At 69.4% G+C, this 25,037-nt stretch carries 21 protein-coding genes; 18 read left to right on the top strand and 3 right to left on the bottom strand.

Translation table 11 applies throughout. From position 1 onward, the window contains the following. Nucleotides 1-87 precede the first annotated feature (87 nt). Nucleotides 88-783 (top strand): demethylmenaquinone methyltransferase, encoded by a 696-nt coding sequence (locus ACSHXN_RS18395; RefSeq protein ID WP_355136965.1) that lies wholly within the window; start codon nucleotides 88-90, stop codon nucleotides 781-783. A gap of 52 nt (nucleotides 784-835) precedes the next feature. Here ACSHXN_RS18395 and ACSHXN_RS18390 read toward each other — a convergent pair whose 3' ends face one another. Both ACSHXN_RS18390 and ACSHXN_RS18385 read right to left on the bottom strand, forming a co-directional pair. Continuing rightward, on the bottom strand, nucleotides 836-1,147 hold the full coding sequence (locus ACSHXN_RS18390; protein ID WP_355136963.1) for a PASTA domain-containing protein: 312 nt from the start codon (nucleotides 1,145-1,147) through the stop codon (nucleotides 836-838). Nucleotides 1,148-1,276: 129 nt separating this feature from the next. Next, nucleotides 1,277-1,783, bottom strand: coding sequence for a GNAT family N-acetyltransferase (locus ACSHXN_RS18385; RefSeq protein ID WP_355136961.1), 507 nt, complete (start codon nucleotides 1,781-1,783; stop codon nucleotides 1,277-1,279). Between the two features lie 156 nt (nucleotides 1,784-1,939). Between ACSHXN_RS18385 and ACSHXN_RS18380 the strand changes: the two genes are divergently transcribed. Together ACSHXN_RS18380 and ACSHXN_RS18375 are read left to right on the top strand one after the other, a co-directional pair. Next, nucleotides 1,940-3,229 carry a geranylgeranyl reductase family protein gene (locus ACSHXN_RS18380; RefSeq protein ID WP_355136959.1) on the top strand — a complete coding sequence of 430 codons (1,290 nt, stop codon included), beginning with the start codon at nucleotides 1,940-1,942 and terminating at the stop codon, nucleotides 3,227-3,229. 164 nt (nucleotides 3,230-3,393) lie between these two features. Beyond that, on the top strand, nucleotides 3,394-5,181 hold the full coding sequence (locus tag ACSHXN_RS18375; protein ID WP_438303375.1) for a hydroxysqualene dehydroxylase: 1,788 nt from the start codon (nucleotides 3,394-3,396) through the stop codon (nucleotides 5,179-5,181). A 65-nt stretch (nucleotides 5,182-5,246) separates the two neighbouring features. On the opposite strand, the gene ACSHXN_RS18370 is transcribed toward ACSHXN_RS18375, so the two are convergent. After that, the gene (locus tag ACSHXN_RS18370; protein ID WP_355136955.1) at nucleotides 5,247-6,050 is read right to left on the bottom strand and encodes a C40 family peptidase; all 804 of its coding nucleotides are present in this window, start codon (nucleotides 6,048-6,050) and stop codon (nucleotides 5,247-5,249) included. A gap of 789 nt (nucleotides 6,051-6,839) precedes the next feature. Here ACSHXN_RS18370 and ACSHXN_RS18365 point away from each other — a divergent pair. The 15 genes from ACSHXN_RS18365 to recQ all read left to right on the top strand — a co-directional run bounded on the left by ACSHXN_RS18365 (nucleotide 6,840) and on the right by recQ (nucleotide 25,019). Beyond that, a complete protein-coding gene (locus tag ACSHXN_RS18365) occupies nucleotides 6,840-7,199 on the top strand; it encodes an NADH-quinone oxidoreductase subunit A (protein ID WP_007383963.1) in 360 nt (119 codons plus the stop codon). A gap of 13 nt (nucleotides 7,200-7,212) precedes the next feature. Beyond that, complete coding sequence (locus tag ACSHXN_RS18360; RefSeq protein ID WP_055493096.1) at nucleotides 7,213-7,767, top strand: NuoB/complex I 20 kDa subunit family protein; 555 nt, start codon at nucleotides 7,213-7,215, stop codon at nucleotides 7,765-7,767. Then, entirely contained in the window at nucleotides 7,764-8,540 is a 777-nt protein-coding gene (locus ACSHXN_RS18355) for an NADH-quinone oxidoreductase subunit C (RefSeq protein ID WP_355136952.1), read from the top strand. Before ACSHXN_RS18360 ends, ACSHXN_RS18355 begins: the two co-directional genes overlap by 4 nt. Then, entirely contained in the window at nucleotides 8,537-9,868 is a 1,332-nt protein-coding gene (locus ACSHXN_RS18350) for an NADH-quinone oxidoreductase subunit D (protein WP_355136950.1), read from the top strand. Before ACSHXN_RS18355 ends, ACSHXN_RS18350 begins: the two co-directional genes overlap by 4 nt. Further along, nucleotides 9,865-10,737, top strand: a complete 873-nt coding sequence (nuoE, locus tag ACSHXN_RS18345) for an NADH-quinone oxidoreductase subunit NuoE (RefSeq protein WP_355136948.1) — start codon at nucleotides 9,865-9,867, stop codon at nucleotides 10,735-10,737. Before ACSHXN_RS18350 ends, nuoE begins: the two co-directional genes overlap by 4 nt. Next, nucleotides 10,737-12,122: an NADH-quinone oxidoreductase subunit NuoF gene (gene nuoF / locus ACSHXN_RS18340; protein ID WP_355136946.1), complete on the top strand. Its 1,386-nt coding sequence runs from the start codon at nucleotides 10,737-10,739 to the stop codon at nucleotides 12,120-12,122. Before nuoE ends, nuoF begins: the two co-directional genes overlap by 1 nt. Next, complete coding sequence (locus tag ACSHXN_RS18335) at nucleotides 12,119-14,623, top strand: NADH-quinone oxidoreductase subunit G (protein WP_355136944.1); 2,505 nt, start codon at nucleotides 12,119-12,121, stop codon at nucleotides 14,621-14,623. The genes nuoF and ACSHXN_RS18335 overlap by 4 nt, the downstream gene beginning before the upstream one ends. Continuing rightward, nucleotides 14,620-15,984, top strand: a complete 1,365-nt coding sequence (gene nuoH / locus ACSHXN_RS18330) for an NADH-quinone oxidoreductase subunit NuoH (protein ID WP_355136942.1) — start codon at nucleotides 14,620-14,622, stop codon at nucleotides 15,982-15,984. Before ACSHXN_RS18335 ends, nuoH begins: the two co-directional genes overlap by 4 nt. Then, complete coding sequence (gene nuoI, locus ACSHXN_RS18325; protein WP_438303373.1) at nucleotides 15,977-16,567, top strand: NADH-quinone oxidoreductase subunit NuoI; 591 nt, start codon at nucleotides 15,977-15,979, stop codon at nucleotides 16,565-16,567. Before nuoH ends, nuoI begins: the two co-directional genes overlap by 8 nt. Then, the gene (locus ACSHXN_RS18320; protein ID WP_355136938.1) at nucleotides 16,564-17,406 is read left to right on the top strand and encodes an NADH-quinone oxidoreductase subunit J; all 843 of its coding nucleotides are present in this window, start codon (nucleotides 16,564-16,566) and stop codon (nucleotides 17,404-17,406) included. Before nuoI ends, ACSHXN_RS18320 begins: the two co-directional genes overlap by 4 nt. Beyond that, entirely contained in the window at nucleotides 17,403-17,702 is a 300-nt protein-coding gene (gene nuoK, locus ACSHXN_RS18315; protein WP_030742982.1) for an NADH-quinone oxidoreductase subunit NuoK, read from the top strand. Before ACSHXN_RS18320 ends, nuoK begins: the two co-directional genes overlap by 4 nt. Before the next feature lie 14 nt (nucleotides 17,703-17,716). Further along, nucleotides 17,717-19,612 carry an NADH-quinone oxidoreductase subunit L gene (gene nuoL, locus ACSHXN_RS18310; RefSeq protein WP_355136936.1) on the top strand — a complete coding sequence of 632 codons (1,896 nt, stop codon included), beginning with the start codon at nucleotides 17,717-17,719 and terminating at the stop codon, nucleotides 19,610-19,612. 5 nt (nucleotides 19,613-19,617) lie between these two features. Continuing rightward, entirely contained in the window at nucleotides 19,618-21,189 is a 1,572-nt protein-coding gene (locus ACSHXN_RS18305) for an NADH-quinone oxidoreductase subunit M (RefSeq protein ID WP_355801635.1), read from the top strand. Then, nucleotides 21,186-22,835 carry an NADH-quinone oxidoreductase subunit NuoN gene (gene nuoN, locus ACSHXN_RS18300; RefSeq protein ID WP_355136932.1) on the top strand — a complete coding sequence of 550 codons (1,650 nt, stop codon included), beginning with the start codon at nucleotides 21,186-21,188 and terminating at the stop codon, nucleotides 22,833-22,835. Before ACSHXN_RS18305 ends, nuoN begins: the two co-directional genes overlap by 4 nt. Before the next feature lie 207 nt (nucleotides 22,836-23,042). After that, complete coding sequence (gene recQ / locus ACSHXN_RS18295; RefSeq protein WP_438303372.1) at nucleotides 23,043-25,019, top strand: DNA helicase RecQ; 1,977 nt, start codon at nucleotides 23,043-23,045, stop codon at nucleotides 25,017-25,019. Nucleotides 25,020-25,037: the final 18 nt, after the last annotated feature.

Here is a 25,037-nt window from a genome sequence, read left to right as displayed (position 1 = left end):
GGTTCGGTCATGCCACCGGACCGGGATGCCCGGTGTACGGGCCGGGTGCCTCGGGCCCGGCCACCCCGTACTGCCACAATGGAGACCGTGACCCGCGCATCCCTGGACAAGCAGCCGCACGAAGTCGCCTCGATGTTCGACGACGTGGCGGAACGGTACGACCTGACGAACGACCTGCTGTCGCTCGGACAGGACCGGGTCTGGCGCAAGGAGGTCGCGAGGGCCGTGGACGCGCGCCCCGCGCAGAAGGTCCTGGACCTCGCCGCCGGTACGGCGACGTCGTCCCTTCCCTTCACGCGCACGGGAGCGTACGTCGTCCCCTGCGACTTCTCGCTCGGGATGCTCCAGGTCGGCAAGAAGCGGCTTCCCTGGATGCCGTTCACGGCCGGCGACGCGACACGGCTGCCGTTCAAGGACGACGTCTTCGACGCGGTGACGATCTCCTTCGGACTGCGGAACGTGCAGGACACGGAAGCGGCGCTGCGCGAGCTCCACCGGGTGACCAAGCCCGGCGGGCGGGTCGTGATCTGCGAGTTCTCACACCCGACCTGGGCCCCCTTCCGCACGGTCTACACCGAGTACCTGATGCGCGCGCTTCCGCCGGTGGCCCGGGCGGTGTCGTCCAACCCCGATGCGTACGTCTACCTCGCCGAGTCCATCCGCGCCTGGCCCGACCAGCCAGCCCTGGCCGAGCGGCTGCGCACGGCGGGCTGGTCGTCGGTGGCGTGGCGGAACCTCACGGGCGGGATCGTGGCGCTGCACCGCGGCTTCAAGGAGATCTGAGACTCCCCGCGCCGAGAACCCCGGATCCGACCTCGCGCAGGGCGGCGTCAGGTCACCTGAGCACCTCGAAGGCACTGCCCGGCTCGTCGAGTTCACGGCGCAGTCCGCCCGGTGGCGGAATGGGCAGCCGTGGCTCGCGGACCCCGGCGCCCCCGCCGCCCTCACCCTCGCCGAGGTCGAACCACACGGTGACCACCGCACCGCGCGGAACCTCGGCACCGGGCAAGGGGTACTGACGGACGACGTAGTCGACGACGATGAGATGGAATTCCGGCCGATCGGGTGCGGCCAGCAGCACGCCCTGCTTCGCGGCGGCCTCGCGCGCGTCCATCGCCATCAGGCCGACCAGCCGCGGCACACGCACTTCGGGCGTTTCGTGTGGTTTGGGTGTTATGCGCACAGATGTCACCCCCAGCGGTACTGGAAGGGTAACCGGCCGAGGGTGCCACCCGGAAGCGCCACGTGCCTTTCTGCAACAGTCGACTACCGAACGTCACAGATCGAGTCGGTAGCAGTGCGCCGGTCCGCCCAGGGTGGGGTGCGTGAACACCTCGGCCAGCTCCATGCCCAGGCGCCGGGTCACCGCGACGGACCGCTCGTTGGCGGGCAGGACCATCGCCACGACCCGGGGCACGCCCGCCGCCCGCAGGCGCTCCAGCGTGGCGTGCGCCGCCGCGGTGGCATAGCCCCTGCCCCAGTGGGCCCGCCCGAGCCGCCAGCCGATCTCGATCTCGCCCTCCGGGCCCCACCCGCCGGGCCACGGCTGCGCGCCCGTGAAACCGATGACCTCGCCCGAGTCGTCGAGCATGGTCCACAGGCAGAAGCCGCGCTCGGCGTCGTGTCTGCGCTGGCGTGCGGTCAGCTCCTCGTACACGGACAGCTCGGCGGCCCGGCCGCCGTGGAACTTCATGACCTCGGGGTCGTCGAAGACCCTGTGCCAGGCGAAGGCGTCCTCGTCGCTGGGAACGCGGAGCAGCACGTCGGGGAGAGCTCGGTTCACGGAGGGCAGCCCTTCAGCCGGGGGATCGATACCGCTGAATAGACTGCCCATGTCCCGTGCCCGTCAGCACACCGTTTTCGCCGATGATGTCGGCGCATTCGCCGCTGCCGGTGCGCGAGTCGCCGTTGCCGTCGTCGAGCCTTGGGGAGACCCGCCGTGACCGAGCCCCAGCCCCTTACCGAACACACCGCCGATGTGATCGTCGTCGGGGCCGGACCAGCCGGTTCCACCACCGCCTACTACCTGGCGAAGGCCGGGCTCGACGTCCTGCTGCTGGAGAAGACCGCGTTCCCGCGCGAGAAGGTGTGCGGCGACGGCCTCACGCCCCGTGCCACCAAGCAGCTCGTGGCGATGGGCATCGACATCTCCGAGGAGGCCGGCTGGCTGCGCAACAAGGGCCTGCGCATCATCGGCGGCGGGGTGCGGCTCCAGCTGGACTGGCCCGACCTCGCCTCGTACCCGAACTACGGTCTGGTCCGCAAGCGCGACGATTTCGACGAGCAACTGGCGCGACAGGCGCAGAAGGCCGGCGCGCGCTTGTACGAGCGGTGCAACGTGGGCGCGCCCGTCGTCGACGACCGCACCGGCCGTATCACCGGCGTGCATGCCAAGCTGGGCGAGGACAAGCGCGAGGTGACCTTCCACGCCCCGCTGGTGGTGGCCGCCGACGGCAACTCCACGCGCCTGTCGCTGGCGATGGGCCTGCACCGCCGTGAGGACCGCCCCATGGGCGTCGCGGTGCGCACCTACTTCACCTCCCCCCGCCACGACGACGACTACCTGGAGTCCTGGCTTGAGCTCTGGGACCGGCGCGGCGGCCAGGAGCGGCTCCTGCCGGGCTACGGCTGGATCTTCGGCATGGGCGACGGCACCTCGAACGTCGGCCTGGGCGTCCTGAACACCTCCGCCGCCTTCAAGGAGCTGGACTGGCGCGAGGTGCTGAAGGCCTGGTGCGCCTCGATGCCCGAGGACTGGGGCTACACCCCCGAGAACATGACGGGCCCGATCCGCGGCGCGGCCCTCCCCATGGCCTTCAACCGCCAGCCGCACTACACCAAGGGCCTGTTGCTCGTCGGCGACGCGGGCGGCCTGGTGAACCCCTTCAACGGCGAGGGCATCGCGTACGCCATGGAGTCGGGCCAGATCGCGGCGGACGTCATCGTCCAGGCCCTGGCCCGCGCGACCCCCGCCCAGCGCGAGATGGCCCTGCAGAACTACCCGAAGATCCTCAAGGACACCTACGGCGGTTACTACACGCTGGGCCGCGCCTTTGTGAAGCTGATCGGCAACCCGAAGGTGATGAAGGTCGCGGCACAGCGGGGCCTGACCCATCCGCTGCTGATGAAGTTCACGCTGAAGCTCCTCGCCAACCTGACCGACCCGACCGGCGGCGACGCGATGGACCGGGTCATCAACGGTCTGTCGAAGGTGGCTCCGAAGGCCTGACCCCGCGGTACGGGGGGTGCCGGACGGCCATGGGAACCGGTCCGGCACCCGTCGTCACGCCTGTGTTCCCTTTCGGGTGAATCCTGCACGGTTGTGAGGATGCGGTGGGTGACCCGACCGGGCCCTGTCGTCGTGGTGCCCGCCCTCCCTACCCTCCCGTATCCATGACAACAGAACACCAGGGAACGACCCGCAGACGGTTCCTGGCGGGCGCCGGGAGTGCGGTGGGGGCCTTCGCGTTATGGCCGGACACCGCCGCCGCCTCCACCGGCCGGCAGGTCGCCGTCCTCGGCGGCGGCGTCTCCGGACTCAGCGCCGCCCAGGAACTCGCCGAACGCGGCTACACCGTGACCGTCTACGAGTACTACGACGTGCTCGGCGGCAAGGCCCGCTCGATGGACGTCCCCGGAACGGGCACGGGCGGTCGCAGACCGCTGCCCGGCGAACACGGCTTCCGCTTCTTCCCGGGCTTCTACCGGAACCTGCCGGACACCCTGCGCCGCATCCCCTTCCCCGGCAACGCGAACGGTGTCCACGACAACCTCCGCGGCGGCACCGAGGCGCTCTTCGCCCGCGAGGCGGGCCGTCCGGATCTCCACTTCCCGCTGCGGCGGGTCACCACGCCGCCCGCGCCGGGCGACATCACGCCGTCGTGGCTCCGCGACCAGATCCTCTCCGTCCTCGACCTGGGCAGCCGGCTGCCCGCGGACGAGGCCGCCTACTTCGCCGACCGCGTCCTCGTCCACCTCACCAGCTGTGACGCGCGCCGGGAGGACCAGTGGGAGAAGACCACCTGGTGGGACTTCATCCGCGCCGAGCGGATGAGCGAGGAGTACGGCACCCTCCTCGGCGTCGGACAGACGCGCAACCTCGTCGCCACCCGTGCCGAGATCGCCTCCACCCGTACCGTCGGCCGCGTCATCATCGAGGCGCTGCTGCTGTGGGGTCTGCTCGGCCGGGGCATGGACGGCGACGCGGACATCGACCGGGTGCTCGACGCCCCGACGAGCGAGGCGTGGATCGACCCCTGGTCCGCGCACCTGCGCTCGCTGGGCGTCGGGTTCGTGCTCGGCACGGAGGTGCGGGAGGTGCTGTACGAGGGCGGGCAGGTCAGCGGTGTCAGGGTCGCGGCCCGTGACGGCGGCGGCGAACGCACCGTCACGGCCGACCGCTACGTCTCGGCCATGCCCGTGGAGCACGCCCGGCGCACCTGGGGTGCCGCCCTGCGCGCGGCCGACCCGCAGCTCGCCCGGTGCGACGCGCTGCAGACGGACTGGATGACCGGTGTGCAGTTCTACCTGCGCACGCCGACGCCCGTCGTCCATGGGCACATCAACTGCCTCGACTCACCCTGGTCGGTGACGGGGATCGGGCAGGCGCAGTTCTGGGACGTCCGGAACTTCTCGGAGGACTACGGCGACGGGCGCGCCCACGACTGCCTGTCCGTGATCGTCTCGGAGTGGGACAAGCCGGGCATCCTGTACGGCAAGAAGGCCCGTGAGTGCACACGCGAGGAGATCGTCGAGGAGTGCTGGGCGCAGCTGAAGGACGCGCTGAACGACTCGGGCAAGACGGTGCTGACGGACGCCGACCGGCTCGGCTGGTTCATGGATCCGGCCGTGACGGGGCTCGGCGGCCCCGATCCGCAGAACCGCGAGCCACTCCTGATCCATCCCACGGGCACGCTCTACAACCGCCCGTCGGCGAGGACCGCCGTGCCGAACTTCTTCCTCGCCGGCGACTACGTCCGCACCGATGTGGACCTGGCGACGATGGAAGGCGCCAACGAGTCGGCGCGCCGCGCCGTCAACGCGCTGCTCGACCGGGACGGTTCCGAGGCGGAACGGTGCCGGATCTGGGAGCTGTACCGACCGCCGGAGATGGAGCCCCTCAAGCGCGTCGACGAGGTGCGCTACCGGCTCGGCCTGCCGAACACCTTCGACCTCGGATGAGGAGGAGGGCCGCTGCCCCCGAGCGGCTGCGGCCCTTCACTCCCCACGACTTCCCGGCAGCTCGTTCAGAGCACCCGGACCGCGCCGGACGGCGGGTCGTACGACAGCGGCTTCTCCACCACACCGGTGGAGGGGTTCTGCGCGCCGACGAACATGCCGTCGCCGACGTACACGCCGACGTGGTACGCGCTGCCCGCACCGCCCCAGTAGAGGATGTCGCCCGGCTGCAGATTGCTGAGCGAGACCTGGGTGCCGGCGGTCGACTGGCCCTGGGAGACGCGCGGGAGGCTGACGCCGACCTGCTTGAACGCGGCCTGCACGAGACCGGAGCAGTCCCACGAGTTGGGGCCGGTGCCGCCCATGACGTACGAGTCGCCGATCTGCGCCTTGACGAAGGCGATGACCGCGGCGGCCGAACCGGTCGCCGTGGAGGTGCTCGTCGCGGTGCTGTTCGACGCGGCGGTGAGGACGGTGCGCTCGGCGCTGCGCGAGGCGGCGGCCGCCGCGGACTTGCGCGCGGCCTCGGCCTTGCGCTTGGCCTCCGCGGCCTTCTTCTTGGCCTCGGCGAGGTCCGCCTTTGCCTGCTTTGCGGCCTTTGCGGCGGCCGCATCACGCTCGGCCTGCAACTGGTAGTTGGCCGCGGCCTGCTGGGTGGCGGCCGCGGACTGCGCGACCTGCTGGGCCAGGTCGCTGGTCAGGGTGGGCAGTTCGAGCGTCTGCGTCACCGGCTCGGCGGCGTTCGCCGTGGCCGAAGCTCCGGCGGCGGCCAGACCGAGGACGCCCCCGGCAACCCCGGCCCGCATCGCGATCGTCGACGCGCTGCGGTTGCGGGACTTCCGGTGGCTGCGTATGTGAGCGGTGTGGGACATGAGTACAAGCGGTATCAGGGGCTCCTCCATACCTTCAAGAAACGTGTGGTGCGCCACAGTTGTTCAATCGACACCTCAAATATCCTTCGCGTCAATCCTTATTGACGCCGTAACGGACATTGTGGACAGTGGTGATCAAGCCTGTGATCACGGCCTTTCGTCGTTACGTCCGGATTGCTCTGCGCCTACCATCGGTCGGCCCGGGTGGCCAAGCCCCGCTTATCGGATCATCTGCCGATGTGGTGCAGGTCACGGAACGGTCACCGCTGCGGCGGCGTCCCGTGCGCGAGGGGTGCCCTCCGCGTCCATCCACATGCGCACCACCCCGTTCCCCTCGAGGTCTGCCCCCGGCTCGTGAACGCGTGCACACGTCCACATCCGTCCACACGCCTCCCACTGACGTGTGAACGGAGTCCACTATCAAGGGATCGTGCCCAGGGCGAATTTGCTTCGAGCGACTCCCGTTTGATAGTGCGAGACGGCTCCGACCAGCGACGACGAGCGAAAATGTCACCTCTTGGTGATCGCTCGACTGCTTCGCGTACGAAGATCACCGCTCATCCGACTTCATGATCCTTCGCCTGGTGGTGGAGATCACAAAGTACGTGATGACCCCCGTGTCGCAGATCACATACCGGCGGGCATAAGATGCGGGGCAGTTGGGCTTGTGACCTGCTTCACATGTACGCGATCTTCGCTGGGGCGAGTGGGGTTCGTGGGACAGGTGGGGTGGCCGTGAACCCGGCACAACCGCCAGCAGTCAGTGCCGACTGAGAGGAGCGAGGAGCGGTGAACGCGTATGCGCCCATCCTCGTACTGGGAGCCCTCGGGGCAGGCTTTGCGATCTTCTCCGTGGTCATGGCCACGCTGATCGGTCCGAAGCGGTACAACCGCGCCAAGCTCGAGGCGTACGAGTGCGGTATCGAACCGACCCCCACGCCGGCCGGTGGCGGGCGCTTCCCGATCAAGTACTACCTGACGGCGATGCTCTTCATCGTCTTCGACATCGAGATCGTCTTCCTCTATCCGTGGGCCGTCACCTTCGACGCCCTCGGCGTTTTCGGGCTCGTGGAGATGCTGCTCTTCGTGCTCACCGTCTTCGTCGCGTACGCGTACGTATGGCGGCGCGGCGGCCTGGAATGGGACTGAGGGGCCATTAGTCATGGGACTCGAAGAAAAGCTGCCGAGCGGTTTCCTTCTCACCACCGTCGAGCAGGCCGCGGGCTGGGTGCGCAAGGCGTCGGTCTTCCCCGCCACCTTCGGCCTCGCCTGCTGTGCCATCGAGATGATGACCACCGGCGCGGGCCGCTACGACCTGGCGCGCTTCGGCATGGAGGTCTTCCGCGGCTCGCCCCGGCAGGCGGACCTGATGATCGTCGCGGGCCGTGTCAGCCAGAAGATGGCGCCGGTCCTCCGGCAGGTCTACGACCAGATGCCGAGCCCCAAGTGGGTGATCTCCATGGGGGTCTGCGCCTCCTCGGGCGGCATGTTCAACAACTACGCGATCGTCCAGGGCGTGGATCACATCGTCCCCGTCGACATCTATCTGCCGGGCTGTCCGCCGCGGCCCGAGATGCTGATGGACGCGATCCTCAAGCTCCACCACAAGATCCAGACCTCGAAGCTCGGCGTCAACGCCGAGGAGGCGGCCCGTGAGGCGGAGGAAGCGGCGCTCAAGGCACTCCCGACGATCGAGATGAAGGGGCTGCTGCGATGAGCGATGCGAAGAGCAACGGCGCGAACACGCCGGGCGACGGCGCGAACGGCAACGGCGTCAACCCCGAGAAGGACCTCGGCGCCGCGAACCTGCCGGGGATGCGCGGCGACCACGGCGAGGAGATCCGCGTCCAGCGGGGCATGTTCGGCGCCAACAACGGCGGAGACACCTCCGGATACGGTGGCCTGGTCCGCTCCGTCCGTCTCCCCGGCGCCGCGACGCGGCCCTACGGAGGCTGGTTCGACGAGGTCGCCGACGAACTCGAGGGCGCACTCGAGGAGCAGGGCCTCGTCCCCGGCAACGCCATCGAGAAGACCGTCGTCGACCGGGGCGAGGTGACCTTCCACATCGAACGCGAGTACCTGGTCGCCGTCGCCCAGACCCTGCGTGACGACCCGGCGCTCCGCTTCGAACTGTGCACGGGCGTGAGCGGAGTGCACTATCCCGGCGACAAGGGCCGCGAACTGCACGCCGTCTACCACCTGCGCTCGATCACCCACAACCGGCTGATCCGCCTGGAGGTCAGCGCGCCCGACGCCGACCCGCACGTCCCGTCGCTCGTCCCCGTCTATCCCACGAACGACTGGCACGAGCGCGAGACGTACGACTTCTTCGGCCTGATCTTCGACGGCCACCCGGCGCTGACGCGGATCATGATGCCCGACGACTGGCAGGGGTTCCCGCAGCGCAAGGACTATCCCCTCGGCGGAATCCCCGTCGAGTACAAGGGCGCCCAGATCCCGGCTCCGGACCAGCGGAGGTCGTACTCATGAGCACGCAGACTCCGTCCTCCGCCTCCGCGCGCGAGACGACCGAAGGCACCGTCTACACGGTCACCGGCGGCGACTGGGACGAGGTCGTCCAGTCCGCGGCCCGCGCCGACGACGAACGCCTCATCGTCAACATGGGCCCGCAGCACCCGTCCACGCACGGCGTGCTCCGGCTCATCCTGGAGATCGAGGGCGAGACCGTCACCGAGGCCCGCTGCGGCATCGGCTATCTCCACACCGGTATCGAGAAGAACCTCGAGTACCGCACGTGGACGCAGGGCACCACGTTCGTGACGCGCATGGACTACCTCACGCCGTTCTTCAACGAGACGGCGTACTGTCTCGCGGTCGAGAAGCTCCTCGGCATCGAGGACGAGGTACCGGACCGCGCCACGATCATCCGAGTGCTCCTGATGGAGCTCAACCGGTTGTCCTCCCACCTGGTGTGCATCGCCACCGGGGGCATGGAGCTCGGCGCCACCACGATCATGATCTACGGCTTCCGTGACCGGGAACTGATCCTCGACATCTACGAGCTGATCACCGGTCTGCGGATGAACCACGCCTATATCCGCCCGGGCGGACTCGCCCAGGACCTGCCGCCGGGCGCGGTGGACCAGATCCGCGAGTTCGTGAAGAAGATGAAGAAGAACCTCCCGGAGTACGACAAACTCGCCACCGGGAACCCCATCTTCAAGGCGCGTATGCAGGACATCGGCTATCTCGATCTGGCCGGCTGCATGGCCCTCGGCGCCACCGGCCCGATCCTGCGCTCCGCCGGGCTGCCGCACGACCTGCGCAAGGCCCAGCCCTACTGCGGTTACGAGACCTACGACTTCGAGATCCCGACCGCGGACACCAGCGACGCCTACGGCCGTTTCCTCGTCCGTCTCGAGGAGATGCGCCAGTCGCTCGCGATCGTCGAGCAGTGCCTTGACCGGCTGCAGCCCGGACCGGTCATGGTCGCCGACAAGAAGATCGCCTGGCCCGCGCAGCTGGCCCTCGGGCCGGACGGGCTCGGCAACTCCCTCGACCACATCAAGAAGATCATGGGCACCTCCATGGAGGCCCTGATCCACCACTTCAAGCTGGTGACCGAGGGATTCCGGGTCCCGCCGGGACAGGCGTACGCGGCGGTCGAGTCGCCCAAGGGCGAACTCGGGGTGCACGTCGTGTCCGACGGCGGCACCCGCCCCTACCGGGTCCACTTCCGGGACCCGTCCTTCACCAACCTGCAGGCCATGGCGGCGATGTGCGAGGGCGGCCAGGTCGCCGACGTGATCGTCGCCGTCGCGTCCATCGACCCCGTGATGGGAGGCGTCGACCGGTGACCACCAGTTCCTCGGAGCGCGGCATCAGCCTCGGGATGCCCGAGCTGCCCGCGCCCGACTACCCGGACGACGTGCGGGCCCGGCTCGAGCGGGACGCGCGCGACATCGTCGAGCGCTACCCGGACTCGCGCTCCGCCCTGCTGCCGATGCTGCACCTCGTGCAGTCGGAGGAGGGGCATGTCACACGCACCGGAATGCAGTTCTGCGCGGACATGCTCGGCCTGACCACGGCCGAGGTCACCGCGGTCGCGACCTTCTACACCATGTACCGGCGCAGGCCCTCCGGGGACTACCAGGTGGGTGTCTGCACCAACACGCTGTGCGCCGTGATGGGCGGTGACGCGATCTTCTCCGCCCTCCAGGAGCACCTGGGCGTCGGCAACGGCGAGACCACCGGCGACGGCAAGGTCACCCTGGAGCACATCGAGTGCAACGCGGCCTGCGACTACGCGCCGGTCGTGATGGTCAACTGGGAGTTCTTCGACAACCAGACCCCCGAGAGCGCCAGGAGCCTCGTCGACGACCTGCGGGCGGGACGGCAGGTCGAACCCACCCGCGGCGCGCCCCTGTGCACCTTCAAGGAGACCGCCCGGATGCTGGCCGGTTTCCCCGACGAACGGCAGGGTGCCGTCGACGCGAGCGGCGGCGCGGGCCCCGCCTCGCTGGTCGGGCTCCGGCTGTCCAAGGGCGAGACCCCCACCGCGCGCGTGGTGCACCCGCGCGACGGCGGACCGCACGACGAGCCGCGACCGGGGTCCGTGCACGAGCCGTCTCCGGCCGAGCACCTCGGCTCGCACGACGCGCCGCAGGACACATCGGCCTCCGACCCGGCCCACCCGGCGGGTCCCGTCACGGAGGAGGGGGAGTGATGACAGTGACCACCGAGGACGGGGGGACCGCCCGCCCGGGCAAGTTCGAGGGCGGGGGAGAGGTCAGCCCCGAGAAGCTGCTGTCGCCCGTTCTGTCCGCCTTCTGGGACGAGGAGAAGCCCTGGACGCTGGACGTCTACCGGAGGCACGAAGGGTACGAAGGGCTGCGCAAGGCCCTCGCCATGTCGCCGGACGACGTGATCGCGTACGTCAAGGACTCGGGGCTGCGCGGGCGCGGCGGCGCAGGCTTCCCGACGGGGATGAAGTGGCAGTTCATCCCCCAGGGAGACGGCAAGCCCCACTACCTGGTCGTCAACGCCGACGAATCGGAGCCCGGGACCTGCAAGGACATCCCGCTCCTGTTCGCCAACCCGCACAGTCTCATCGAGGGCATCGTCATCGCGTGCTACGCGATCCGGTCGTCGCACGCCTTCATCTATCTGCGCGGCGAAGTCGTCCCCGTGCTGCGGCGGTTGCACGCTGCCGTGGCGGAGGCCTACGCGGCGGGCTACCTCGGCAAGGACATCCAGGGCAGCGGACTCGACCTCGAACTCACCGTGCACGCGGGCGCCGGCGCGTACATCTGCGGTGAGGAGACCGCACTGCTCGACTCGCTCGAAGGCCGCAGGGGCCAGCCACGACTGCGTCCTCCCTTCCCCGCGGTCGCGGGCCTCTACGCGTGCCCGACCGTGGTGAACAACGTCGAGTCGATCGCATCCGTTCCCGCGATCCTGCACCGGGGCAAGGAGTGGTTCCGCTCGATGGGCAGCGAGAAGTCCCCGGGCTTCACGCTCTACTCGCTCAGCGGCCATGTCACGAACCCGGGCCAGTACGAGGCCCCGCTCGGCGTCACCCTGCGCCAGCTGCTCGACATGAGCGGCGGGATGCGGGCCGGCCACCGCCTCAAGTTCTGGACACCGGGCGGTTCCTCGACCCCCATGTTCACCGACGAGCACCTCGACGTCCCGCTCGACTACGAGGGCGTCGGCGCCGCCGGTTCCATGCTCGGCACCAAGGCCCTGCAGTGCTTCGACGAGACGACCTGCGTGGTCCGCGCCGTCACCCGCTGGACCGAGTTCTACGCCCACGAGTCCTGCGGCAAGTGCACACCCTGCCGCGAAGGCACCTACTGGCTCGTCCAGTTGCTGCGCGACATCGAGGCGGGCAAGGGGAGCATGTCCGACCTCGACAAGCTCGCCGACATCGCCGACAACATCAACGGCAAGTCCTTCTGCGCCCTCGGCGACGGCGCCGCCTCGCCGATCTTCTCCTCCCTCAAGTACTTCCGCGAGGAGTACGAGGAGCACATCACGGGCCGGGGCTGCCCCTTCGACCCGGCCAAGTCCACGGCCTGGGCTGACAAGCCCACGGAGGTGACCGCATGACCGTGACCACCAGCGCTCCCTCGGGAGGGGGAGAAGCGGCGGTCCCGCCGGAGGACCTCGTGACGCTGACGATCGACGGCATCGAGATCAGCGTGCCTAAGGGCACCCTGGTCATCCGCGCCGCCGAGCAGCTCGGCATCGAGGTGCCCCGCTTCTGCGACCATCCCCTCCTCGACCCGGTCGGCGCCTGCCGCCAGTGCATCGTCGAGGTCGAGGGCCAGCGCAAGCCCATGGCCTCCTGCACGATCACCTGCACGGACGGGATGGTCGTGAAGACCCATCTCACGTCGCCGGTCGCCGAGAAGGCCCAGAAGGGTGTGATGGAGCTCCTGCTCATCAACCACCCCCTGGACTGCCCGGTCTGCGACAAGGGCGGCGAGTGCCCGCTGCAGAACCAGGCGATGTCGCACGGCAGCGCCGAGTCCCGCTTCGAGGGCAGGAAGCGCACCTACGAGAAGCCCGTCCCGATCTCCACCCAGGTGCTGCTGGACCGGGAGCGGTGCGTTCTGTGCGCCCGCTGCACCCGGTTCTCCAACCAGATCGCGGGCGACCCGATGATCGAGCTGCTCGAACGGGGCGCGCTCCAGCAGGTCGGCACCGGCGAGGGCGACCCCTTCGAGTCGTACTTCTCCGGGAACACCATCCAGATCTGCCCGGTGGGCGCGCTCACGTCGGCGGCGTACCGGTTCCGCTCCCGGCCCTTCGACCTGGTCTCGTCGCCGTCCGTGTGCGAGCACTGCTCCGGCGGCTGCGCGACCCGGACGGACCACCGCCGCGGCAAGGTCATGCGGCGCCTCGCGGCGAACGACCCCGAGGTCAACGAGGAGTGGATCTGCGACAAGGGGCGGTTCGGCTTCCGGTACGCGCAGATGAGGGACCGGCTGCAGACGCCGCTGGTGCGGGGCGAGTCGGGTGAACTGGAGCCTTCGTCCTGGCCCGAGGCGCTGGAGGCGGCGGCCCGGGGTCTGCTGGCCGCGCGGGGCCGGGCCGGAGTGCTGACCGGCGGCCGGCTCACCGTCGAGGACGCCTACGCGTACAGCAAGTTCGCGCGGGTGGCCCTCGAGACGAACGACATCGACTTCCGCGCGCGGGTGCACAGCGCCGAGGAGGCCGACTTCCTGGCCGCCCGGATCGCCGGACGCGGTCGCGACCTGGACGGCACGGGGGTCACGTACACCTCCCTCGAGAAGGCGCCCGCCGTCCTGCTCGTCGGGTTCGAGTCGGAGGAGGAGGCGCCCGGCGTCTTCCTGCGGCTGCGCAAGGCCTGGCGCGGGCACGGGCAGCAGGTCTTCTCGCTCGCCACGCACGCCACCAGGGGCCTGGAGAAGGCGGGCGGCACGCTGCTGCCCGCCGCGCCCGGTACCGAGACCGAGTGGCTGGACGCGCTGGCCGGCAAGGTCGGTCTGGAGGAGGACGGCGTACGCGCCGCCGAGGCCCTGCGCACCGAGGGCGCGGTGATCGTCGTCGGCGAGCGCCTCGCCGGTGTGGCGGGCGGACTGACCGCCGCCGTCCGCACCGCGGCCGCGACCGGAGCCGACCTGGTGTGGATCCCGCGCCGGGCCGGGGAGCGCGGCGCCGTCGAGGTGGGCGCGCTTCCGTCGCTGCTGCCGGGCGGACGCCCGGCCACCGACCCGCGTGCGCGGGAGGAGGTCGCGGCCGCCTGGGGCGTCGCCGAACTCCCGCACCGCTACGGCCGGGACACGGGCCGGATCATCGAGGCCGCGGCCACCGGCGAGCTGGGGGCCCTCGTGGTCGCCGGTGTCGAGGTCGCCGACCTGCCCGACCCGGCACGCGCGCGTGAGGCGCTCTCCGCGGTGGACTTCCTGGTCTCGCTCGAACTGCGCCCCGGTGAGGTCACCGAGCGCGCGGACGTGGTGCTGCCCGTCGCGGCGGTCGCCGAGAAGGCGGGGACCTTCCTCAACTGGGAGGGCCGCGCCCGCTTGTTCGACGCCGCGCTCAAGCCCGACCAGATGTCCCGCCGCCTGGCACCCACCGATGTGCGTGTGCTCCAGATGCTCTCCGACGCCATGGACGTCCACCTGGGGCTTCCGGATCTGCACACGCTGCGTACGGAGCTGGACCGGCTCGGGGCGTGGGACGGCCCCCGCGCGGACAACCCCCTGGAGATCGGCGGGCAATTGGCGCGACCCGCCGCCGGGGAGGCCGTGCTCGCCGGCCACCGGCTGCTGCTCGACCAGGGCCGCCTTCAGGAAGGCGACGACGCCCTCGCCGGCACACGGCACGCGGCACGCGCGCGTGTGTCCGCGGCCACGGCCGCCGAGGCGGGCATCAAGGACGGCGACCTCCTGGCCGTGACCGGCCCCGCAGGGACCGTGGAACTCCCGCTGCAGATCACCGAGATGCCCGACCGGGTCGTCTGGCTTCCGCTGAACTCCACGGGCGGCGGCGTCGGCTCCGACACCGGGGCGCTGCCCGGCACCCTCGTCCACATCGGCCCGGCGACGGTTTCCGCCGACGCTCCCAAGGAGGTGGAGGCATGAGCCCGTACCTCGCCGCTGAAGACCTCTCCATGTTCGGCCACGACCCGTGGTGGCTGGTCGTCATCAAGGCGGTCTTCTGCTTCGCCTTCCTGATGGTGACCGTGCTGTTCTCCATCGTCTGGGAGCGCAAGGTCGTCGCCTGGATGCAGCTGCGCATCGGCCCCAACCGGCACGGCCCCTGGGGCATGCTCCAGTCGCTCGCCGACGGCGTGAAGCTGATGCTGAAGGAAGACGTCATCGTCAAACGCGCGGACAAGGTGGTCTACGTCCTCGCGCCGATCGTCGCGGCCATCCCGGCCTTCATGGCGATCGCGGTGATCCCCTTCGGGCCCTCGGGCAACGAGATCTCGATCTTCGGCCATCGCACCGCGATGCAGCTGACCGACCTGCCGATCGCGATGCTCTACATCCTCGCGGTCGCCTCGGTCGGCATCTACGGCATCGTGCTTGCGGGCTGGAGTTCCGGATCCACCTACCCGCTCCTCGGCGGGCTGCGCTCCTGCGCCCAGATGATCTCCTACGAGATCGCCATGGGTGCCGCCTTCGCCTCCGTGTTCCTCTACTCGGGATCGATGTCGACGTCGAGGATCGTCGAGCAGCAGCACGACCGCTGGTTCATCCTGCTGCTGCCGGTCTCGTTCATCATCTACATCGTCACGATGGTCGGTGAGACCAACCGCGCCCCCTTCGACATGCCGGAGTCCGAGGGCGACCTGGTCGGTGGCTTCAACACCGAGTACTCGTCGATCAAGTTCGCGATGTTCATGCTCGCCGAGTACGTGAACATGGTGACGGTCTCCGCCGTGTCGACCACGCTCTTCCTCGGGGGCTGGCGGGCGCCCTGGCCGATCAGCACCTTCTGGGCCGGTGCGAACCACGGCTGGTGGCCGCTGCTGTGGTTCGTGATCAAGGTGCAGCTGCTGCTGTTCTTCTTCATCTGGCTGCGCGGCACGCTCCCGCGCGTCCGCTACGACCAGCTGATGAAGCTCGGGTGGAAGGTCCTCATCCCGGTCTCCGTGGTCTGGCTGATGCTCGTCGCGACCGTGCGGGTGCTGCGCAACGAGCACTACGCCTTCAGCGACATCGCCCTGTACGTGGCAGGCGGCGTCCTCGCGCTGCTGCTGCTGTCGTTCGTGATCGACATGTTCCGCGAGAAGGCGAAGGAACCGGCGCAGCCCGCCGAGGAGCCCGCCGCCTTCGATCCCATGGCGGGCGGATTCCCCGTACCGCCGCTGCCGGGGCAGACCCTTCCGCCCGTTCCCCGCCGCCGCCCGCGCAGGGAGCGGGAGCTGATTGTCAGTGGCGGGTCGGACACTGTCAGTGACGGATCTACGGATGGAAAGGAGGCGTCCGATGGCTGAGGAACCCAAGGAGACCAAGCCCGGTTTCCAGAACCCCGTGGCCGGCTTCGGCGTGACCTTCAAGGCCATGTTCAAGAAGCGGCTGACCGAGCAGTACCCGGAGCAGAAGAAGACCACGGCTCCGCGGTTCCACGGACGGCACCAGCTCAACCGCCATCCGGACGGCCTGGAGAAGTGCGTCGGCTGTGAGCTGTGCGCGTGGGCCTGCCCCGCCGACGCGATCTACGTGGAGGGCGCGGACAACACCGACGAGGAGCGTTACTCGCCCGGTGAGCGGTACGGGCGGGTCTACCAGATCAACTACGCCCGCTGCATTCTGTGCGGCCTGTGCATCGAGGCGTGCCCCACACGCGCGCTCACGATGACGAACGAGTTCGAGCTGGCGGACTCCAGCCGCGCGAACCTCATCTACACCAAGGAGCAGCTGCTCGCCGGTCTCGAAGAGGGCATGGTCGACTCGCCGCACGCGATCCACCCCGGGATGGACGAGCAGGACTACTACCGGGGCCTGGTCACGGAGGCCGCTCCCGGCACGGAGCGCCAAGTGGCCGTGTCCAAGGGAGAAAAGGGGGCTGAGGCATGAGCCCGCAGCTCGCCGCCTACACCACCTCCACCGGTGAGGCCTTCCAGTTCTGGGTCCTCGGTACGGTCGCGGTGATCGGCGCCCTGTGCACCGTGTTCATGAAGAAGGCCGTGCACAGCGCGCTGTGCCTCGCCGGCACCATGATCGTGCTGGCGGTGTTCTATCTCGCCAACGGCGCCTACTTCCTGGGCATCGTGCAGATCGTCGTCTACACCGGCGCGATCATGATGCTGTTCCTGTTCGTGGTGATGCTCGTCGGTGTCACCGCGGCGGACTCCCTGAAGGAGACCATCAAGGGACAGCGCTGGCTGGCCCTTGTCTGCGGGCTCGGCTTCGGCGTGCTGCTGCTCGCCGGCATCGCCAACGCCTCCCTGCAGGACTTCAACGGCCTCGGCAAGGCGAACGCGAACGGCAATGTCGAGGGCCTGGCGGCCCTCATCTTCACCAAGTACGTGTTCGCCTTCGAGATCACCGGCGTCCTCCTCATCACGGCCGCGGTCGGCGCCATGGTGCTCACGCACCGCGAGCGCACCGAGCGCGCCAAGACCCAGCGTGAGCTGGCCGAGCAGCGCGTACGCGAGGGCAAGCACCTTCCCCCGCTGCCCGCCCCCGGCGTCTACGCCCGGCACAACGCGGTGGACATCGCCGGTCTCCTGCCGGACGGCACTCCGTCCGAGCTGACCGTCAACAAGACGCTGCGCGACCGCGGTCAGATCCGTGACGTGTCCGACCAGGCGATCGCCGATCTGAAGGCCCTGGAGCAGCGTGCCGCGGAGCGCCTGGAACGGGCCGAGGACGAGGGACCGGCCCTGAAGAGGACCGAGGAGGCGTCGAAGTGAACCCGGTCAACTACCTCTATCTCGCCGCCCTGCTGTTCACGATCGGCGCCACCGGCGTGCTGATCCGGCGGAACGCGATCGTGGTGTTCATGTGCGTCGAGCTGATGCTCAACGCCTGCAACCTCGCGTTCGTCACCTTCTCCCGGATGCACGGCAATCTCGACGGCCAGATCATCGCCTTCTTCACGATGGTCGTCGCCGCCGCGGAGGTCGTGGTCGGGCTGGCGATCATCGTGTCGCTGTTCCGTACCCGCCACTCGGCCTCGGTCGACGACGCCAGCCTGATGAAGCTGTAAGGGGTCGCTGAATCGTGGAGAACCTGATTGCGCTGCTGATCGCGGCGCCTCTGCTCGGAGCGGCCGTCCTGCTGTGCGGCGGCAGAAGGCTGGACGCGGTCGGCCACTGGATCGGCACGCTGCTCGCGGGCCTCTCCTTCGTGTTCGGCGCCCTCCTCTTCGCCGACATGCTGGGGAAGGCCGCCGACCACCGGACCGTGACGCAGCACCTGTTCAGCTGGATCCCGGTGTCCGGCTTCCAGGCAGACGTCACCTTCCGGCTCGACCAGCTGTCGATGACGTTCGTCCTGCTGATCACCGGTGTCGGCTCGCTCATCCATCTGTACTCGGTCGGGTACATGGAGCACGACGAGCGCCGGCGCCGCTTCTTCGGCTATCTGAACCTGTTCCTCGCAGCGATGCTGCTGCTCGTCCTTGCCGACAACTACCTGCTGCTGTACGTCGGCTGGGAGGGCGTCGGTCTCGCCTCGTACCTGCTGATCGGCTTCTGGCAGCACAAGCCCAGCGCGGCGACCGCCGCGAAGAAGGCGTTCCTCGTCAACCGCGTCGGCGACATGGGCCTGTCGATCGCCATCATGCTGATGTTCACGACCTTCGGGACCTTCGCCTTCGGGCCGGTCTTCGCGGACGTGAGCGGGGCCGGCGAGGGCAAGCTCACCGCCATCGCCCTGATGCTGCTGCTCGCCGCGTGCGGAAAGTCGGCGCAGGTGCCGCTGCAGTCCTGGCTCGGGGACGCGATGGAGGGCCCGACCCCGGTCTCCGCCCTCATCCACGCCGCCACGATGGTGACCGCGGGCGTGTATCTGATCGTCCGCTCCGGCGCCGTCTTCAACGCAGCGCCCGACGCCCAACTGGTCGTCACCGTGGTCGGTGCCGTCACGCTCCTCTTCGGTGCGATCGTCGGTTGTGCGAAGGACGACATCAAGAAGGCGCTGGCCGGCTCGACCATGTCGCAGATCGGTTACATGGTGCTCGCCGCGGGCCTCGGCCCGATCGGTTACGTCTTCGCGATCATGCACCTGGTGACGCACGGCTTCTTCAAGGCCGGGCTGTTCCTCGGCGCCGGTTCGGTCATGCACGGCATGAACGACGAGGTCGACATGCGCAAGTACGGCGGCCTGCGGAAGTACATGCCGGTCACGTTCGTCACCTTCGGCCTCGGCTACCTCGCCATCATCGGCTTCCCCGGCCTTTCCGGCTTCTTCTCCAAGGACAAGATCATTGAGGCGGCCTTCGCCAAGGGCGGTGCCGAGGGCTGGATCCTCGGTGGCGCGGCCCTGCTGGGCGCGGCCATCACCGCGTACTACATGACACGCGTGATGATCATGACCTTCTTCGGTGAGAAGCGCTGGCAGCCGGACGAGCACGGCCACGAGCCGCATCCGCACGAGTCGCCCAGGTCCATGACGATCCCGATGATCGTGCTGGCCTTCGGGTCGGTCTTCGCGGGCGGGATCTTCTCCTTCGGGGACCGCTTCCTGCACTGGCTGGAGCCCGTCACCGGACACCAGGAGGGCCACCCGCCCGTCAGTGCCGCAGTGGTCACGGGGGCGACCCTGGTGGTGCTGCTCGTGGGCGCCGGCATCGCCTACGTCCAGTACGGCCGCCGTCCCGTCCCGGTCGCCGCCCCGCGCGGTTCGCTGCTCACCCGGGCCGCCCGGCGCGACCTGCTCCAGGACGACTTCAACCACGTCGTCCTCGTCCGCGGCGGTGAGCACCTCACGCGTTCCCTGGTGTACATGGACCACACGGTGGTCGACGGCGTCGTCAACGGCACAGCGGCCTCCGTGGGCGGCCTGTCCGGTCGGTTGCGCCGACTGCAGAACGGCTACGCACGGTCGTACGCGGTCTCGATGTTCGGCGGTGCGGCGGTGCTCGTCGCCCTGACCCTGCTGATGAGGGCGGTCTGATAGCGATGTCCTTTCCTCTCCTGACAGCGACGGTGGTGCTCCCGGCCGCGGGGGCGATCGCCACGGCCGCGGTACCGGCCGCGCAGCGCACCGCCGCGAAGTGGCTGGCGCTCGTCGTCTCGCTCGCCACGCTCGTGCTCGCCGCCCTGGTCGTGGTGCGCTTCGAACCGGGCGGCTCCCGTTACCAGCTCACCGAGTCCCACGCCTGGATCAAGGACTTCGGGGTGCGGTACGAACTCGGCGTGGACGGCATCGCGGTGGCGCTCCTCGCGCTGACCGCCCTGCTGATCCCGTTCGTGATCCTGGCGGGCTGGCACGACGCCGACACGCTGGAGACCGGCAGTCGCCGCTGGCGGCCGACTCAGGGCTTCTTCGCCCTGATCCTGGCGGTCGAGGCGATGGTGATCCTCTCCTTCGAGGCCACCGACGTCTTCCTCTTCTACATCTTCTTCGAAGCCATGCTCATCCCGATGTACTTCCTCATCGGCGGCTTCGGGGACCGTGCCCACGAGCACGGCGAGAAGGTGGCGTCCACCCAGCGGTCGTACGCCGCCGTGAAGTTCCTTCTGTACAACCTGGTCGGCGGTCTGATCATGCTGGCCGCCGTGATCGGCCTCTATGCGCAGGCGGGGACCTTCTCACTGCAGGAGATCGTGCAGGCCCGGGCCAACGGCTCGCTCCACATGGCGACGAGCACCGAGCGCTGGCTGTTCCTCGGCTTCTTCTTCGCCTTCGCGGTGAAGGCGCCGCTGTGGCCGGTGCACACCTGGCTGCCCAACGCGATGGGGGAGGCCACCGCCCCGGTCGCCGTGCTGATCACGGCGGTCGTCGACAAGGTGGGCACCTTCGCGATGCTCCGCTTCTGCCTCCAGCTGTTCCCGGAGGCCAGCAAGTGGGCGACGCCCGTCATCCTCGTCCTGGCGCTCATCAGCATCGTCTACGGCGCTCTGCTCGCCGTCGGCCAGCGTGACATCAAGCGGCTGGTGGCCTACGCGTCCATCTCGCACTTCGGCTTCATCATCATGGGCATCTTCGCGATGACCAGCCAGGGCCAGTCGGGCGCGACCCTCTACATGGTCAACCACGGGATCTCGACCGCCGCCCTGATGCTGGTGGCGGGCTTCCTGATCTCGCGTCGCGGCTCGCGCCTGATCGCGGACTACGGAGGCGTGCAGAAGGTGGCCCCCGTGCTCGCCGGCACCTTCCTGATCGGTGGTCTGGCGACGCTGTCCCTGCCCGGACTCGCACCGTTCGTCAGTGAGTTCCTGGTCCTGGTCGGCACCTTCAGCCGCCATCCGGTGATCGGCATCATCGCCACCTTCGGCATCGTGCTCGCCGCGCTCTACACCCTCGTCCTCTACCAGCGGACGATGACGGGCCCGGTGAAGCCGGAGGTCGCCGAGATGCCGGACCTGCGCGTGCGTGAGGTCCTGGTGGTCGCCCCGCTGATCGTGCTGTTGATCTTCCTGGGTGTCTACCCGAAGCCGGTCGCCGACATCGTGAACCCGGCGGTCAAGCAGACCATGTCCGACGTACACCAGACCGATCCCAAGCCCGAGGTGGAGGCGGCCAAGTGAGCGCAGCAGCCGTCCACAGCCTGTGGACAACCGCGGCCGATCCGATCTCGAAGATCGAGACGCCGAAGATCGAATACGGACAGTTGTCCCCGACCCTGATCGTCATCGGTGGAGCGCTCATCGGTGTGCTGATCGAGGCGTTCGTCCCGCGCAAGTCCCGCTACTACGCGCAGGCGTTCCTCTCGGCCGTCACGCTCGCCGCCGCGTTCGCCGCGGTGGTGGCGCTCGCGGCCGGTGGCTACGGCACCACGAAGGCACACATCGCGGCCATGGGCGCGATCGCGGTCGACGGGCCGTCCCTCTTCCTTCAGGGGACGATCCTGCTGGCCGGCCTGCTCGGGGTGTTCACCTTCGCCGAACGGCATCTGGACCCGCTGGCGCACGGCAACAGGGTCGACTCCTTCGCCGCGCAGGCGGCCTCCGTGCCGGGCAGCGACAGCGAAAAGGCCGCCGTGAAGGCGGGGTTCACCACGACGGAGGCGTTCCCGCTGCTGCTGTTCGCGGTCAGCGGCATGCTCGTCTTCCCCTCGGCGAACGACCTGCTGACGCTGTTCGTCGCCCTGGAGGTCTTCTCGCTGCCGCTGTACCTGCTGTGCGCCCTGGCCCGCCGCAAGCGGCTGATGTCACAGGAGGCCGCGGTCAAGTACTTCCTGCTCGGGGCCTTCGCCTCCGCGTTCACCCTGTTCGGCATCGCACTGCTCTACGGGTACGCGGGCTCGGTGTCCTACGCGAGGATCGCGCAGGTCGTCGACGGCACGGTCACCAATGTCGACCCGGCACTCGCGGGCACCATGGGCAACGACGCCCTGCTGCTGATCGGCGCCGCGATGGTCGTGATGGGGCTGCTGTTCAAGGTGGGCGCGGTTCCGTTCCACATGTGGACGCCGGACGTGTACCAGGGCGCGCCCACCCCGGTGACCGGCTTCATGGCCGCGGCGACCAAGGTGGCGGCGTTCGGCGCCCTGCTGCGGCTGCTGTACGTGGTCCTGCCGGGCATGCGCTGGGACTGGCGGCCGGTGATGTGGGCGGTCGCGATCGTCACCATGCTGGGCGGTGCGATCGTCGCGATCACGCAGACCGACATCAAGCGGCTGCTGGCCTACTCGTCCATCGCGCATGCGGGCTTCATCCTCGCCGGTGTCATCGCGACGTCACGGGACGGAGTGTCCTCGGTTCTCTTCTACCTGGCCGCGTACTCGTTCGTGACGATCGGCGCCTTCGCCGTCGTGACGCTCGTCCGCGACGCGGGCGGCGAGGCGACGCACCTGTCCAAGTGGGCGGGGCTCGGGCGCAGGTCGCCGCTGGTCGCGGCCGTGTTCGCGGTGTTCCTGCTGGCCTTCGCGGGCATCCCGCTGACCTCAGGGTTCGCGGGGAAGTTCGCCGTGTTCAAGGCGGCGGCCGAGGGCGGGGCGATGCCGCTCGTGGTGATCGGCGTGATCTCGTCGGCGATCGCCGCGTTCTTCTACATCCGTGTGATCGTGCTGATGTTCTTCAGCGAGCCGCATCCCGAGGGCCCGACCGTTGCGGTGCCCTCGGCGCTGACGACGACGGCGATCGCGGTGGGCGTGGCGGTCACGCTGGTCCTGGGTGTGGCGCCCCAGTACTTCCTGGATCTGGCGAACCAGGCGGGCGTGTTCGTCCGCTGACGAGCCCCGCCGCACAGGACGGCCCGGTGCCCGCTCGGGGGGTGCCGGGTCGTCGTGCTGTGACGGCCGGGCCGCTGCGTCCCCAGTGAACGATCAAGGAGCCGTCGACCCGGGTGGACGGGGAACCTGTGGACAACTCCGGAGCCTGTCGGCGCGGCCCCCTATGGTGGACGTCGTGGTCGAGGGACGACGCACGGGGGACGGGCGATGGACGGGACAGGTGTGATGACCGAGGCGGGCGTGATTCCGGCGCCGGGTGGCGGAAGCGAGGCGCAGGCCGCGCTGCACCGGGTCTTCGGCTACGAGACCTTCCGCGGTGATCAGGGAGTGATCATCGAGCATGTGGTGGCCGGCGGTGACGCCGTTGTGCTCATGCCGACCGGCGGCGGCAAGTCGCTGTGCTACCAGATCCCGGCCCTGGTCAGACCGGGTACGGGCGTGGTGGTGTCCCCGCTGATCGCGCTGATGCAGGACCAGGTGGACGCGCTGCGGGCGCTGGGTGTGCGTGCCGGCTTCGTCAACTCCACCCAGGACTTCGACGAGCGGCGTGTGGTGGAGGCGGAGTTCCTGGCCGGTGAGCTCGACCTGCTCTACCTGGCGCCGGAGCGGCTGCGTCTGGAGTCCAGCCTCGATCTGCTCTCGCGCGGCAAGATCTCGGTGTTCGCGATCGACGAGGCGCACTGCGTGTCCCAGTGGGGCCACGACTTCCGGCCCGACTACCTCGCGTTGTCCGTGCTCGGCGAGCGCTGGCCGGACGTCCCGCGCATCGCTCTCACGGCGACCGCGACGCACTCCACCCACCAGGAGATCACCCAGCGGCTGGACATGCCCGGGGCCCGCCACTTCGTGGCGAGCTTCGACCGGCCCAACATCCAGTACCGGATCGTCCCCAAGGCCGACCCCAGGAAGCAGCTGCTGGCGTTCCTGCGTGAGGAGCACCCGGGTGACGCGGGCATCGTGTACTGCCTCTCGCGGAACTCGGTGGAGAAGACCGCGGAGTTCCTGACCCGCAACGGCGTCGAGGCGGTGCCGTACCACGCGGGCCTGGACGCGGGCACCCGCGCGGCGCACCAGGCCCGTTTCCTCCGCGAGGACGGCCTGGTGGTGGTCGCGACGATCGCGTTCGGGATGGGCATCGACAAGCCGGACGTGCGGTTCGTCGCCCATCTGGACCTGCCGAAGTCGATCGAGGGCTACTACCAGGAGACTGGCCGGGCGGGTCGCGACGGACTGCCGTCGACGGCCTGGATGGCCTACGGGCTGAACGACGTCGTACAGCAGCGCAAGCTGATCCAGTCCGGTGAGGGCGACGAGGCGTTCCGCCGCCGGGCCCAGGCGCACCTGGACGCGATGCTGGCACTGTGCGAGACGGCCGAGTGCCGCCGCGGCGGGCTGCTCTCCTACTTCGGCCAGGATCCGGAGCCGGGCGGCTGCGGCAACTGCGACACGTGCCTGACGCCGCCCGAGACCTGGGACGGGACCGTCGCGGCGCAGAAGGTGCTGTCCACGGTGTGGCGGCTGGACCGGGAGCGACGCCAGAAGTTCGGCGCGCTGCAGATCGTCGACATCCTGCTGGGGCGGCGCACGGCGAAGGTGATCCAGTTCGACCACGACCAGTTGTCGGTGTTCGGCATCGGTGAGGAGCTGACCGAGGGCGAATGGCGGGGCGTGATCCGGCAGTTGCTGGCGCAGAGCCTGCTCGCGGTCGAGGGCGAGTACGGGACGCTGGTGCTGACCGAGGCGAGCGGGGCGGTGCTGGGGCGGGAGCGCGAGGTGCCGCTGCGCAAGGAGCCGCCGAAGCCCACGGTCGCGCGGTCCGCCGCATCGAAGGGGGAGCGGTCCCCGAAGGCCGCGGTCGAGCTGGCACCGGAGCTGCTGCCCGTCTTCGAGGCCCTGCGTTCCTGGCGCGCCGCTCAGGCCAGGGAACAGGGCGTCCCGGCATACGTGATCTTCCACGACGCGACGCTCCGCGAGATCGCCGCCGTCCGTCCGAAGTCGGTGGCGGAGCTCGGCACGATCAGCGGGGTGGGGGAGAAGAAACTCGTCACGTACGGCGAGGGGGTGCTCGCGGTGCTCGCCGGTCCCGGCTCAGGCGCCGGGGACGGCGGCCCGGTACCGGACGCGGCTCCGGATCCCGAGTGGCCGGAGCCTGAGGACGAGCCCGAGCCGGAGGACTGGGCCTAGAAGCGCGACGCAGGCAGC

The organism is Streptomyces sp. HUAS TT11, assembly GCF_051553595.1.
GTDB lineage: Bacteria > Actinomycetota > Actinomycetes > Streptomycetales > Streptomycetaceae > Streptomyces.
Note: the sequence above shows the minus strand (reverse complement) of the source record. Positions and strands in the feature narration are given on the sequence as shown.

Bases quoted from the DNA above. Each gene is read 5' to 3' on its own strand.
- ACSHXN_RS18360 (WP_055493096.1), top strand. From the start codon at position 7,213: ATGGGACTCGAAGAAAAGCTGCCGAGCGGTTTCCTTCTCACCACCGTC.
- ACSHXN_RS18355 (WP_355136952.1), top strand. From the start codon at position 7,764: ATGAGCGATGCGAAGAGCAACGGCGCGAACACGCCGGGCGACGGCGCG.
- ACSHXN_RS18375 (WP_438303375.1), top strand. From the start codon at position 3,394: ATGACAACAGAACACCAGGGAACGACCCGCAGACGGTTCCTGGCGGGC.
- recQ (WP_438303372.1), top strand. From the start codon at position 23,043: ATGGACGGGACAGGTGTGATGACCGAGGCGGGCGTGATTCCGGCGCCG.
- nuoH (WP_355136942.1), top strand. From the start codon at position 14,620: ATGAGCCCGTACCTCGCCGCTGAAGACCTCTCCATGTTCGGCCACGAC.
- ACSHXN_RS18350 (WP_355136950.1), top strand. From the start codon at position 8,537: ATGAGCACGCAGACTCCGTCCTCCGCCTCCGCGCGCGAGACGACCGAA.
- nuoF (WP_355136946.1), top strand. From the start codon at position 10,737: ATGACAGTGACCACCGAGGACGGGGGGACCGCCCGCCCGGGCAAGTTC.
- ACSHXN_RS18305 (WP_355801635.1), top strand. From the start codon at position 19,618: ATGTCCTTTCCTCTCCTGACAGCGACGGTGGTGCTCCCGGCCGCGGGG.
- ACSHXN_RS18335 (WP_355136944.1), top strand. From the start codon at position 12,119: ATGACCGTGACCACCAGCGCTCCCTCGGGAGGGGGAGAAGCGGCGGTC.
- nuoI (WP_438303373.1), top strand. From the start codon at position 15,977: ATGGCTGAGGAACCCAAGGAGACCAAGCCCGGTTTCCAGAACCCCGTG.
- ACSHXN_RS18320 (WP_355136938.1), top strand. From the start codon at position 16,564: ATGAGCCCGCAGCTCGCCGCCTACACCACCTCCACCGGTGAGGCCTTC.
- ACSHXN_RS18370 (WP_355136955.1), bottom strand. From the start codon at position 6,050: ATGTCCCACACCGCTCACATACGCAGCCACCGGAAGTCCCGCAACCGC.